This is a genomic window from Flavobacterium sp. IB48 (assembly GCF_016405855.1).
In the GTDB taxonomy this organism is placed as follows: domain Bacteria; phylum Bacteroidota; class Bacteroidia; order Flavobacteriales; family Flavobacteriaceae; genus Flavobacterium; species Flavobacterium ginsengisoli.
In genome coordinates this window covers 1,185,692-1,197,587 of the sequence record NZ_JAEFCA010000001.1, presented here as the reverse complement: position 1 = coordinate 1,197,587, position 11,896 = coordinate 1,185,692, and the positions used below count along the sequence as shown (strand labels likewise).

Genomic DNA, 11,896 nt, shown 5'->3' with positions numbered 1-11,896 from the left:
CCGTGGAAAATAATATAATTAATAATTCCAAAAGTTCCAGCGGAACGACACATTCAAAAAAAAGAAAGACAAATACTACAATAATTAAAGAGATATGATTTATTTTGCCAAAAAAAAGTATGGCAAATACCTATCATCAAATTTACATTCAAGTAGTTTTTGCAGTCAAATATAGAAATGCCGTAATTGAGGAAAGCTGGAAATCAAAATTGCTTGGCGTGATTGGAAATTTAATTAATGAAAATGGAGGCAAAACAATTATTGTAAATGGTGTCGAAGATCATCTACATTGTTTATTAGCCATTAAGCCAAGTATTTCAATATCTGAACTCATGAAAAATGTTAAGGCAAAATCTTCAAAGTATATCAACGACAATCAATTAACCAAATCCAAATTTTCATGGCAAGTCGGATATGGCGTTTTCTCATATAGTCAATCTCAAATTAATTCTGTTTACAAATACATTGAAAATCAAAAGGAACATCATAAAAGGCAAAATTTTAATGATGAATTTCTGAATTTTCTAAATAAATTTAATGTCGATTACGATGAAAAATTTATATTTGAAAATCTAATATAAACCTTATGAAAATAGCCCCCTTTTTCTTCGTATTGCTCTTAATCGGATGCCAAAAAACAAAACCTACAGATGCTGCACAACCAACAGCAGAAATCATTGAACCACAGGAGACATTAGAAGTCTCAGCTAATGAAAAAATTATTAAAACCGATACTATAGCGATTTATACTGGAGAAACAGAATCTTCGACAGATTTTATCTTAGCGCATTTGGTAGATCAGCAAGCAGATAAAGACAGCATTGTTACTGTAAAATACCGATTAGACTTTTATCAGAATAAAACCAAAACCGCATCTTCTAAAGTTGCGATTAAAAGTTTTCAAAAAGGTTCTGAATGGACAGCTTCTTACGGATTAACATCTGAGACTGCTAAAAATTCTCCTTTTATACAAATCAATTTTGGATATCCTGCTTGTGGTTATTCACACGAAAACTATCTTTATTATTTAAAAAACAGCGGACTACAATTAGTACACCAATGGAGCTCAATGTCTGACAGCGGCTGGGGAAACTGGGTTGAAATCGTAAATCCTTCTACCAAATCTGATCCAAAATCTTTTTATTGCAAAACTGTTGCGTTTTTACCTGCAGACGAAGATGAGAACATGGATATGGGAATTCTTCAACACTCAGACTCAATCTCTTTTGAATTAAAAGACAATAAATGGAAAAAGATGTTGCTTTCTGCAAAAGACAAACCGTATTTTGAAAAAAAGATGACGTTTGATCAATTTAACGCTGCAGAATAAAAAAACAGTTGCAGAAGAGCCCTAATTCAAATTCTTTCTTAGGTAAATAATTTCTAAATTTGTAAAAAAACAAAACAATGATCGATTTTATATACCAAGATCCTTATCCGATCTTAAAGGATGATACGCAGTACCGCAAAATCACTTCTGATTTTGTGAAAGTAGAGAAATTTGGAGAACGCGAAGTTTTAACAGTTGATCCAAAAGGTTTAGAATTATTGGCTGAAGAAGCTTTGACTGATGTTTCGTTTATGTTGAGAACGACACATTTACAAAAATTAAGAAAAATTCTTGACGACCCAGAAGCAACAGATAATGATCGTTTCGTGGCATACAATTTACTTCAAAATGCTTCTGTAGCTGCCGAGGGCCAGTTGCCAAGCTGCCAAGATACAGGAACTGCAATTGTAATGGCTAAAAAAGGCGAAAGCATTTTTACTGGTGTTGATGATGCAGAATGGTTAAGCCGTGGTATTTTCAACACGTACCAAAAAAGAAACTTACGTTATTCGCAGATTGTTCCGATTTCGATGTTTGAAGAGAAAAATTCAGGATCAAATCTTCCTGCGCAAATTGATATTTATGCTAAAAAAGGAGCTTCATACGACTTTTTGTTCATGGCAAAAGGTGGAGGATCTGCAAACAAAACATACTTATATCAGCAAACAAAATCGTTGCTGAATGAAAAATCTCTAGATGAATTCATTCGCACAAAAATCAAAGATTTAGGAACTTCTGCTTGTCCTCCATACCACTTAGCTTTGGTAATTGGCGGAACTTCTGCAGAAGCGAACTTAAGCGCTGTTAAAAAAGCATCTGCTGGATATTATGATCATCTTCCAACTTCAGGAAACATGGCAGGTCAGGCTTTTCGTGATTTTGAATGGGAAGAAAGAGTTCAGAAAATTTGCCAGGAAAGTGCGATTGGAGCGCAGTTTGGAGGAAAATATTTCACACACGACGTTCGTGTAATTCGTTTGCCTCGTCATGCGGCTTCTTGTCCAGTCGGGTTAGGAGTTTCTTGCTCTGCAGACAGAAATATCAAGGGAAAAATTACTAAAGACGGAATCTTTGTTGAGCAATTAGAAGTAAATCCGAAACAATTTTTACCAGAAACAGCTCCGCATTTAGAAGCGCCTGTAGAAATTGATTTAGATCAGCCAATGGCGGATATTTTAGCTAAATTATCTCAATATCCCGTTAAAACTCGTTTAAAATTAAACGGAACTGTAATTGTGGCTCGTGATATTGCTCATGCAAAAATTAAAGAATTGTTAGACGCTGGAAAACCAATGCCGGATTATTTCAAAAACCACCCTGTTTACTATGCTGGGCCTGCAAAAACTCCAGACGGAATGGCTTCAGGAAGTTTCGGACCAACAACTGCTGGACGTATGGACGTTTATGTGGATGAATTCCAGAAAAATGGCGGAAGTATGATTATGCTGGCAAAAGGAAACCGTACCAAACAAGTTACTGACGCATGCAACAAATACGGCGGGTTCTACTTAGGTTCTATTGGAGGTCCTGCAGCTATTTTGGCTCAAGACAATATTCTTAAAGTAGAAGTGGTTGATTTTGAAGAATTAGGAATGGAAGCTGTTCGTAAAATCACTGTTAAAGATTTCCCTGCCTTTATTATTACCGATGATAAAGGGAATGATTTCTTTGCAAACCTATAGTCATTTCTTAACCGCAAAGAGCGCAAAGTTTTACGCGAAGTTCACAAAGCAAAATTCATAGAAAATAAAAAACCGCCTCAATTGAGACGGTTTTTTTATTCTTGGCGTTCCTTGCGTAAAACTTTGCGCTCTTTGCGGTTAAAAATCATTAAGCGCTTAAATCCTGTTTTTCAAAAGCTATAAAATGCGATATTTCGCCTTTTAGGTTATAAACTGGCGAAGCCTCGATTTTACATTTATACGTTTGGCCGTTTTTTCTATAGTTTTCAAGTGTTTTTACAAAAGGAATCTTCTTTTTTACCGCTTCTCTTATTTCCTTTAAATCTTTTTGTGAAGTTGCTGGGCCTTGAAACATCTTTGGTGTTTTTCCTAAGATTTCTTCCTCTTTGTAGCCCGTCATTTTTTTTATTCCGCTTGACGCGAAAACTATTTTCAAATCTAAATCGGTTACTAAAACCACTTCGTTTTTGAGTCTTTCCTGAATATTGAGCATTTTTTCATCCCAGATAAATTCATCTGAGATTTGGCTTACCCTTTTTAAATCAGTACTTAGTGCTTTTAGTTCATTCAGATATTCATAGTGGAAATCCCAAGATAGGATTGGAACTGAATTTCGCTGCAGCGGATCATCAGAATTTCTATTTTTCATACAAAATCAATTCAGAAGACAGATAAATCTTTTTACTCAAAGGTAGCAGAAAAATCTTATCGCTCGCATTCCATTCCTTATTTTGAACTTTTAAAAATTGTTATTAAAAAGTAAATTTTAGCTGCACCACCACTGCCTTTTTTTCCTCGTTATTTAAGTTGCTTAATGAGATTCCGAGCAATCGTACCGAATCTTTCATCTTTTCCTGATATAACAACTCCTCAACATTTTCCATAATCAGACTTTTATCAGAAATAAAATAAGGGAGGGTTTTACTTCTCGTTTGCTGCGAAAAATCGCTGTACTTGATTTTAAGTGTAATTGTTTTTCCAGAAATATTATGCCTTTGCAGACGTTTTTCTAACGAAACCGCTATACGTTCTAGTTGTTGCATCATAAAAATCTCAGAAGACAGATTCACATCAAAAGTATGTTCTGCGGCCACAGATTTGGTTATTCGCGAAGATTTTACTTCACTATTATGTATGCCTCTCACAACATGGTAATAAAACGCTCCAGATTTTCCGAAGTGTTTTTCTAAAAACTCTAAAGACTTGCTTTTCAAATCGGTTCCTGTGAAAATTCCGAGCTGATACATTTTTTCTGTTGTCACTTTCCCAACGCCATAAAATTTACGAATTGGAAGATCTTCCAAAAAAGCTTCTACTTCGTCAGGATTTACCGTTTTTTGTCCGTTCGGTTTATTATAATCGCTGGCAATCTTGGCCACAAATTTATTGATTGAAATACCTGCCGAAGCGGTTAGTCCAACTTCATCTAAAATTCTTTGTCTAATTTCTTGTGCTAAAAGACTTGCGCTAGGATTTCCTTTTTTATTTTTGGTAACATCCAAATAAGCTTCGTCAAGCGAAAGTGGCTCGACTAAATCGGTATATTCATGAAAAATTTTATGGATTTTGGATGAAATCTCTTTGTATCGATCAAATCTTGGTCTTACGAAAATAATATCTGGACAATATTTTTTGGCTAAAACGCCGCTGATGGCACTGCGAACACCAAACTTTCTTGCTTCGTAACTTGCGGCCGAAACCACTCCTCGATTCTCCGAACCTCCAACTGCAACTGGTTTGCCTCTTAGTTCTGGATTGTCCATCTGTTCTACCGATGCATAAAAGGCATCCATATCAATATGAATAATTTTACGATATGTTGGTGTTTCAGACATTTTGCAAATTTACTGAGGAAAAACAATAAAAAAGTACTGTAAATAGTTATAAATCATATCAATTTTTAAAGAATCTGAATTCAATGAGTTCAAACCAATTATTCTTTCTATTTTTGTTCTTCTACTCGAAAAATTAAATAATGCGAACATTTGTTATAGGTGACATTCATGGCGGATTACTTGCACTTGAACAAGTAATCGAGAGAGCTAAAGTTACCACAGAAGATACTCTAATTTTTTTGGGCGATTATGTTGACGGCTGGAGTCAGTCTGTTGAAGTAATCGACTATTTGATTGATTTAAAAAGCAAACAAAACTGCATCTGCATAAGAGGAAATCACGACCAGCTTACTCTGGACTGGTTAGAAAACAGACATGATGATTTTGACGAAGAAACGTGGTATAAACACGGAGGGAAAGCAACTGTTGAAGGTTACGCCAAGATTTCGGAAGAGAAAAAAAGAACTCACATAGAATTTCTTGAAAACCTTCAGGATTATTACCTTGATGATCAAAACCGATTGTTCGTTCATGCCGGATTCACCAATTTAAATGGTGTAAAATGGGAATATTTTTCGAAGCTATTTTATTGGGACAGAACTCTTTGGGAAACAGCTTTGTCATTAGACCCAAAATTAAAAATAGACGACTTACACTATCCTAAAAGATTTACCGTTTATAAGGAAGTTTATATTGGTCATACACCAGTTACCCGAATCGGCGAAACGGTTCCTGTAAATAGAGCTTGTGTCTGGAATGTAGATACAGGTGCAGCATTTAGAGGCCCGCTTACTATTTTAGACGTTGACACTAAGGAATACTGGCAAAGTGAACCATTAAACGAACTCTATTTTAACGAAAAAGGTAGGAATTAATTTGTTTAAAAGTTACATTTGCTTCCCAAAATAATTAATATTAAATTTTTATGAAAAAGATTATTACACTTGTGTTTTTAGTGACATTCGGATTTGTTAATGCTCAAGAAGCTTTCAAAGGAAAGGGAGATATTAAAGTAAACGTAGGAGCTAATTTACAAGATGGTGGTTCTGGAATTCAAGGTTCTGTTGATTTTGGTTTAGGAGAAAATTTCTCTTTTGGTTTTGTAGCAAACTATATACTAGGATTTGATAATTTTAATGGTTTCTACCACGGTAGCACAAATCCTTATAACGATGCCGAACCAGATTTCTCAGATCGTTTTGACGCAAAAGCAAGAATCAATGCTAACTTATCTAGTGTAATTGGTGTAAAAGAATTAGACGTTTACCCTGGATTAAGCTTAGGTTTACATAATTTCGGCGGACACGTTGGTGGTCGTTATTTCTTCACTGACGGATTTGGTGTTTTCACAGAAATCGGATTCCCAATTGCAAAATATGGTTCAAACAATGATCCTTTCTATCATTTGAATAATCAAGCTACTTTTAGCTTAGGAGCTTCGTTTAATTTATAATTTTGGAGATGCTAAGACCCTAAGTTTCTAAGACTTTAAAAATAAAAGACCACTATATAAGTGGTCTTTTATTTTTTTATATATGTTGATTTATGCTCGGTTAAACTTTCTTTTTAATGAGATAATAAACTCGTTAAGTGTAATATCTTTATTTTCAGACAAACTATCTTCTATTAAAAATTCTGAAAGGTTTTTTTTTCGGTGATAAAACATTAAAGAAGGATAGTCAATCATTGTCTGTAAACCCACGTTTAACAAGTACACCACGAAGAAATAAATTACAAAAAACCTTGTAAAAACAAAGAAATTTCTAAAACCTCTACTTAAATCATGTTTTTTGTTTTCTCTAATAGCTTTTATTGTAAAATATAAAAACTGAATTATAAAAACTGGTATAAGAACATTAGATAAATATAATAAACTCTGAATATCTATCAAAAGCATTAGCAACACTATAATGAATGAAGTAACTATATTTGTAATAATGAAATAACTACTCCACTTAACATCGATTTCAAACTTTTCCAAAGGTGTATTTTTTAAATTACAGCAAATGTAAAGAAAAAGATTACTTTTTCATTATACGCTCTAGCAGAAAACAAAAAAGAGAACCTTCTCTTAAGAAAGTTCTCTTATCTAAATTTATTTTTAGTGCTTCAACTTTGAGCCTCTGCACCTTTGAGCCTTTGAACCTTAAAAAACCATCTCAGGAATTTCTCCTTCAATGATCAAATCAGCTTCGGTTGAGGCGATAATGTGCTCGACTGAGATGCCTGGCGCGCGTTCTAAGAGCTTAAAACCTTTTTCTGTTACTTCGAGAACCGCAAGCTCAGTTACGACCTTTTTAACGCATCCTACGCCCGTTAATGGCAAAGTGCATCTTTTTAAGATTTTGGACTCTCCTGCTTTGTTTACGTGCATCATGGCAACGATGATATTTTCGGCGGAAGCCACCAAATCCATTGCTCCACCCATTCCTTTTACCATTTTACCTGGAATTTTCCAATTTGCGATGTCTCCGTTTTCAGAAACCTCCATTGCTCCAAGAATCGTCAAATCTACTTTTTGGCTACGAATCATTCCGAAGCTAAAAGCCGAATCGAAGAAACTTGCTCCCGGAAGTGTCGTAATGGTTTGTTTTCCTGCATTAATGATATCAGCATCTTCTTCTCCTTCAAAAGGAAAAGGCCCCATTCCGAGAACACCATTTTCACTTTGAAATTCAACTGCTATATCTTCTCGAACATAATTTGCGACCAAAGTCGGAATTCCAATTCCAAGATTTACGAAATAACGATCTTTTACCTCTTTTGCAATTCGTTTTGCTATATCTTCTTTACTAAGTGCCATAATTTTTAATGTGTCAATTTGTGAATTTGCCAATTAGATAATGCTATCTGCATTTTAAATTAATTATCTAATGGCACATTGTCTAATTATCTCAATTATTAAAATAATTCCAGACTGCTTTTGTTGCGTCAGCTATTATTTTTTCTGTGTCCTCTCTTTTCTCTGTAATATCTTTTAAATAAACCGACAGAATGAAATGTTTTCCATTTGGAAGTTTTACAATTCCAACGTCATTCATTGCAACTCTCAAATTAGCATCATTAGTTCCAGAAATTCCAGTTCTGTGTGCTAATTCGGTGTTTTCAGGAAGTCCAGCTTTCATCCAAGTGAGCCCTCTTGAGGTTTCTACCATTATTTGATACAAATACTTTGTGGTTTCTTCTTTTAAAATTTCACCTTTAAAAAACTTCTCAAGCAATTCTGTTGTTGCCAACGGAGTTGTAGTATTGACATAAAGATTTTTCCACGTCTTCATTTGATCTTCGTTCATTTTAATAACGAAATCCTTGATTCCATGCTCATTTATAAACTTTTGAATGTACTTTGTACCTCCAACTAAATTGATCAGAATGTCACACCCGTTATTGTCGCTATGAGAAACCGTGTAGCGGAGTATTTTATCTAAAGTCAAACTTACATTTCCCTCTGGATAATCTTCCTTCATTGGGCTCCACGTATCTTCCTTTAAATCTTTCTTTTTTATAAAGATTTCTTGCGTAAGATTAAGTTTACCTTCATCAACTTTATGCAAAACTGCCAATGCAATATGAAATTTAAACACACTCATCATCGGCATTTTTAAATTTCCATTAATACTCAAAGTATCCTTATTTTCAATGCCTTTCATAGAAATACCTACAGTAGCACTTTTAGTCGATATAATTTGCTGCAATTGATTTCGAAGCTCATTTGTACCCTGAGAAAAAGCCTGAAACGATAAGAACGAAAAAAGAACTATACTAAATCTGGTCATATTTTTAATGTGTCAATTAGTCAATTTGATAATAAGATAATTCTATACGCAACCTAAATTAATTATTTAATTGCCTCATTTTCTAATTATCTAATTTTAGCTCTTACTGTACGTTGTTCAATTCGTTTTTCAAATTTTTCTCCTTGGAAGATGCGCTGCACCATAATTCCAGGAATATGAATCTGATTTGGATCTAGGATCCCAACAGGAACTAATTCTTCGACTTCTGCAATTGTTATTTTTCCAGCACCTGCCATACAAGCGTTGAAGTTTCTAGCTGTTCCTTTAAAAATAAGATTTCCAGCTTCATCACCTTTCCAAGCTTTTACAATAGAAAAATCAGCTTTGAAAGCTTCTTCCATGATGTGCATTTTTCCGTTGAATTCTCGTGCTTCTTTTACTTCTGCAACTTCAGTTCCATAACCTGCTGGTGTAAAGAAAGCTGGAATTCCAGCTTGAGCAGCACGACAGCGTTCTGCCAAAGTACCTTGAGGTGTCAATTCAACCTCTAATTCTCCAGAAAGCATCTGACGCTCGAATTCGGCATTTTCTCCCACATAAGAAGAAATCATTTTTTTTATTTGCTTTTTCTGCAACAACAATCCCAAACCAAAATCATCTACACCTGCATTGTTAGAAATACAAGTTAAATCTGAAATTGATGTGTTTACCAGAGCTGCAATTGTATTTTCAGGAATACCGCATAAACCGAAACCACCAAACATGATTGTCATACCACTATTAATTCCTTCAATAGCTTCTTGAACGCCATTTACTTTTTTTGTTATCATAACAAACTATCTTTAATGCTGAATATTTTTGATAAAAATAAGATTTTTAGATGAAATTATAACGATTTCGTAAAAATAAAACCAAAAGAAAAATCCCTTTATAAATCTTTTAAAAGATTTGTAAAGGGATTGATATATAATTAATTGAGTTTTATTGCAACATTGTTACAATTCAAATTCATCAGTATTTTGTTCAGTCTGCGTTGTATCTTTTACAACTGCTGGTCTTGGGTAACAATCTACCTTGATAGAAAGATTTGCCGGGCGTTCAAATTCTCCTTTAGAAACCTGAAGATCTTTGTCTGCATAACATTTCTTCATGAAATAACCCCAAACAGGTAATGCTGCAGTTGCTCCTTGTCCATAAGTCAAACTTTTAAAACGTGCAGAACGATCTTCACATCCAACCCAAACTCCAGTCACTAAGTTAGGAACCATTCCCATAAACCAACCATCAGATTGGTTTTGCGTTGTTCCTGTTTTTCCTGCGATCGGGTTTGTAAACATGTACGGATAACCTGTCCAACGATTGTCTCCGCTTCCGCCTCCTTGAGTACGTAAACGTACACCAGAACCACTTTCTGTTACCCCTTGAAGTAATTTGATTACCGCAAAAGCAATATCTTTATTTAAAACATCATGCGATTCAGGAATTGGTTCGTAGATTACCTCACCGCTTTTATTCTCAATTCTGCTTAAAAATTGTGGTTTTACATAAACTCCTTGATTGGCAAATGTGCTATACGCTGCAACCATATCTTCAACTGTAATATCTACCGCTCCCAATGCGATTGAAGGCTGTACTGGAATTTCTGTTTTTACTCCTAATTTTTTAGTCAGCTCAACAACTGCTTCTGGACTAGTTCTGTCAATTAATTTAGCAGAAACGGTATTAATAGAAGCCGCTAAAGCTTGTTTTAAAGTAACCATTCCTCTATATCTATAATCAGAGTTTCTAGGTTCCCAGTCTTCTGTTACGTGATGGCGTCCTTTATGAATCATGAAAGGCCCATCAAGAATAGAATCGCATGGTGACATATTTAGTTCTTCGATAGCTGTTGCGTAAACGAAAGGCTTGAAAGTTGAACCAACTTGTCTAGCTCCTTGTCCTACGTGATCATATTGGAAGAATTTGTAATTAATACCTCCAACCCAAGCTTTAATTGCTCCTGTTTGAGGCTCCATTGCCATTAAACCTGATTGTAAAAAGTGCTTGTAATAACGAATAGAATCAATTGGCGTCATTATAGTATCACGTTCCCCTTTCCAAGTAAAGACACGCATTTTTGTTTTTACTTTGAATGAAGCAATGATATCATCTTCGCTTTTATCCATTTCTTTCATCTGAGCCCAACGAACAGAATTTTTCATTGCTTGCATGATGATTCTATCTGTTTCAGCTTGTGTAATATTTACGAAAGGAGCATTTTTATTAGTTTTTTGTTCAATAAAAAACTGCTGTTGAAGATTTTTCATGTGCGCCGCAACAGCTTCTTCAGCATACGACTGCATTCTAGAATCTATCGTAGTATAAATCTTAAGTCCGTCTTTGTAAATATCATATTCAGATCCATCAGGTTTTTTATTTTCAGTAACCCATTTTTTCATGTAATCACGAAGATACTCTCTAAAATAAGTTGCCATACCTTCACGGTGGCTTTCCAATTTAAATTTCAGCGTAATTGGCAGTGCTTGAAGTCTTTCTTTTTCTGCCTCAGAAATCATTTTTGCTTTTGCCATTTGCGACAAAACTACATTACGACGGTTTTTTACTCCCTGAGGATTTCTTACTGGATTGTATAAACCTGAGTTTTTAAACATTCCAACCAAAATAGCCGATTCGTCAATGGTTAAGTCTTTTGGATCTTTAGAGAAATAAGTCTGTGCAGCAGAACTTACTCCAACCGAATAATTTCCGAAATCATACACGTTGCAGTACATCGCTAAGATTTCATTCTTTGTATATTGTCTTTCTAAACGAATGGCAATAATCCATTCTTTTATTTTTTGTACAATTCTAAAAGGTAAGAATTTAGATCCTTCACCATGAAACAACTGTTTTGCAAGCTGTTGTGTCAATGTACTTGCACCACCATTTGTTCCTAAGCTAAAAACGGCTCTTAAAGTTCCGCGCCCGTCAATTCCAGAATGTTCATAAAAACGTGCATCTTCAGTTGCAACAAGCGCTTCTACTAAATTTTTAGGCAAATCAGAATATTTAAGCTGAGATCTATTGGTTTTAAAGTACTTACCAATTAAAACTCCATCAGAAGAAATAATCTCTGTAGCAAGGTTTGAATCTGGATTTTCTAAATCTTCAAATGAAGGCATGGATCCAAATAAACCCCAAGAAGCAAATAAAAAGAAGGCTAAAACCCCTAATAAAGAGTAGGCAAAAACTCGCCAAAATTTCTTTTTGTAATAATTAATATCCTTAGTGGTATTGGATTGATTGTTTTTTTTAGCAGCCATAAATATTTAT

At 34.6% G+C, this 11,896-nt stretch carries 12 protein-coding genes; 5 read left to right on the top strand and 7 right to left on the bottom strand.

Annotated features, from left to right (window positions below):
* The first annotated feature begins 119 nt into the window (after window positions 1–119).
* The 3 genes from tnpA (at window position 120) to JC605_RS05155 (ending at window position 3,012) form a co-directional block, all read left to right on the top strand.
* Window positions 120–581: an IS200/IS605 family transposase gene (gene tnpA, locus JC605_RS05165; protein ID WP_198855171.1), complete on the top strand. Its 462-nt coding sequence runs from the start codon at window positions 120–122 to the stop codon at window positions 579–581.
* A gap of 5 nt (window positions 582–586) precedes the next feature.
* Entirely contained in the window at window positions 587–1,330 is a 744-nt protein-coding gene (locus JC605_RS05160; protein WP_198855170.1) for a hypothetical protein, read from the top strand.
* 77 nt (window positions 1,331–1,407) lie between these two features.
* Window positions 1,408–3,012 (top strand): fumarate hydratase, encoded by a 1,605-nt coding sequence (locus JC605_RS05155; RefSeq protein WP_198855169.1) that lies wholly within the window; start codon window positions 1,408–1,410, stop codon window positions 3,010–3,012.
* A gap of 148 nt (window positions 3,013–3,160) precedes the next feature.
* Here JC605_RS05155 and JC605_RS05150 read toward each other — a convergent pair whose 3' ends face one another.
* Complete coding sequence (locus JC605_RS05150) at window positions 3,161–3,661, bottom strand: PAS domain-containing protein (RefSeq protein ID WP_198855168.1); 501 nt, start codon at window positions 3,659–3,661, stop codon at window positions 3,161–3,163.
* 103 nt (window positions 3,662–3,764) lie between these two features.
* A complete protein-coding gene (gene dinB, locus JC605_RS05145) occupies window positions 3,765–4,847 on the bottom strand; it encodes a DNA polymerase IV (protein ID WP_198855167.1) in 1,083 nt (360 codons plus the stop codon).
* Between the two features lie 140 nt (window positions 4,848–4,987).
* Between dinB and JC605_RS05140 the strand changes: the two genes are divergently transcribed.
* Window positions 4,988–5,722 carry a metallophosphoesterase family protein gene (locus JC605_RS05140; protein WP_198855166.1) on the top strand — a complete coding sequence of 245 codons (735 nt, stop codon included), beginning with the start codon at window positions 4,988–4,990 and terminating at the stop codon, window positions 5,720–5,722.
* 50 nt (window positions 5,723–5,772) lie between these two features.
* Window positions 5,773–6,300 carry a DUF6646 family protein gene (locus JC605_RS05135; RefSeq protein WP_198855165.1) on the top strand — a complete coding sequence of 176 codons (528 nt, stop codon included), beginning with the start codon at window positions 5,773–5,775 and terminating at the stop codon, window positions 6,298–6,300.
* 90 nt (window positions 6,301–6,390) lie between these two features.
* Here JC605_RS05135 and JC605_RS05130 read toward each other — a convergent pair whose 3' ends face one another.
* The 5 genes from JC605_RS05130 to JC605_RS05110 all read right to left on the bottom strand — a co-directional run bounded on the left by JC605_RS05130 (window position 6,391) and on the right by JC605_RS05110 (window position 11,886).
* On the bottom strand, window positions 6,391–6,828 hold the full coding sequence (locus JC605_RS05130) for a hypothetical protein (RefSeq protein WP_198855164.1): 438 nt from the start codon (window positions 6,826–6,828) through the stop codon (window positions 6,391–6,393).
* Between the two features lie 165 nt (window positions 6,829–6,993).
* Window positions 6,994–7,650, bottom strand: a complete 657-nt coding sequence (locus tag JC605_RS05125; RefSeq protein WP_198855163.1) for a CoA transferase subunit B — start codon at window positions 7,648–7,650, stop codon at window positions 6,994–6,996.
* A gap of 91 nt (window positions 7,651–7,741) precedes the next feature.
* Window positions 7,742–8,623: a class A beta-lactamase, subclass A2 gene (gene bla, locus JC605_RS05120; RefSeq protein WP_198855162.1), complete on the bottom strand. Its 882-nt coding sequence runs from the start codon at window positions 8,621–8,623 to the stop codon at window positions 7,742–7,744.
* 86 nt (window positions 8,624–8,709) lie between these two features.
* Window positions 8,710–9,414 carry a CoA transferase subunit A gene (locus JC605_RS05115; protein ID WP_198855161.1) on the bottom strand — a complete coding sequence of 235 codons (705 nt, stop codon included), beginning with the start codon at window positions 9,412–9,414 and terminating at the stop codon, window positions 8,710–8,712.
* A 165-nt stretch (window positions 9,415–9,579) separates the two neighbouring features.
* A complete protein-coding gene (locus tag JC605_RS05110; protein ID WP_198855160.1) occupies window positions 9,580–11,886 on the bottom strand; it encodes a penicillin-binding protein 1A in 2,307 nt (768 codons plus the stop codon).
* Window positions 11,887–11,896: the final 10 nt, after the last annotated feature.

What these genes read in the sequence shown, in the direction of transcription:
- tnpA (WP_198855171.1), top strand. Translation starts at nt 120, where the DNA reads ATGGCAAATACCTATCATCAAATTTACATTCAAGTAGTTTTTGCAGTC.
- JC605_RS05160 (WP_198855170.1), top strand. Translation starts at nt 587, where the DNA reads ATGAAAATAGCCCCCTTTTTCTTCGTATTGCTCTTAATCGGATGCCAA.
- JC605_RS05155 (WP_198855169.1), top strand. Translation starts at nt 1,408, where the DNA reads ATGATCGATTTTATATACCAAGATCCTTATCCGATCTTAAAGGATGAT.
- JC605_RS05150 (WP_198855168.1), bottom strand. Translation starts at nt 3,661, where the DNA reads ATGAAAAATAGAAATTCTGATGATCCGCTGCAGCGAAATTCAGTTCCA.
- dinB (WP_198855167.1), bottom strand. Translation starts at nt 4,847, where the DNA reads ATGTCTGAAACACCAACATATCGTAAAATTATTCATATTGATATGGAT.
- JC605_RS05140 (WP_198855166.1), top strand. Translation starts at nt 4,988, where the DNA reads ATGCGAACATTTGTTATAGGTGACATTCATGGCGGATTACTTGCACTT.
- JC605_RS05135 (WP_198855165.1), top strand. Translation starts at nt 5,773, where the DNA reads ATGAAAAAGATTATTACACTTGTGTTTTTAGTGACATTCGGATTTGTT.
- JC605_RS05125 (WP_198855163.1), bottom strand. Translation starts at nt 7,650, where the DNA reads ATGGCACTTAGTAAAGAAGATATAGCAAAACGAATTGCAAAAGAGGTA.
- bla (WP_198855162.1), bottom strand. Translation starts at nt 8,623, where the DNA reads ATGACCAGATTTAGTATAGTTCTTTTTTCGTTCTTATCGTTTCAGGCT.
- JC605_RS05115 (WP_198855161.1), bottom strand. Translation starts at nt 9,414, where the DNA reads ATGATAACAAAAAAAGTAAATGGCGTTCAAGAAGCTATTGAAGGAATT.
- JC605_RS05110 (WP_198855160.1), bottom strand. Translation starts at nt 11,886, where the DNA reads ATGGCTGCTAAAAAAAACAATCAATCCAATACCACTAAGGATATTAAT.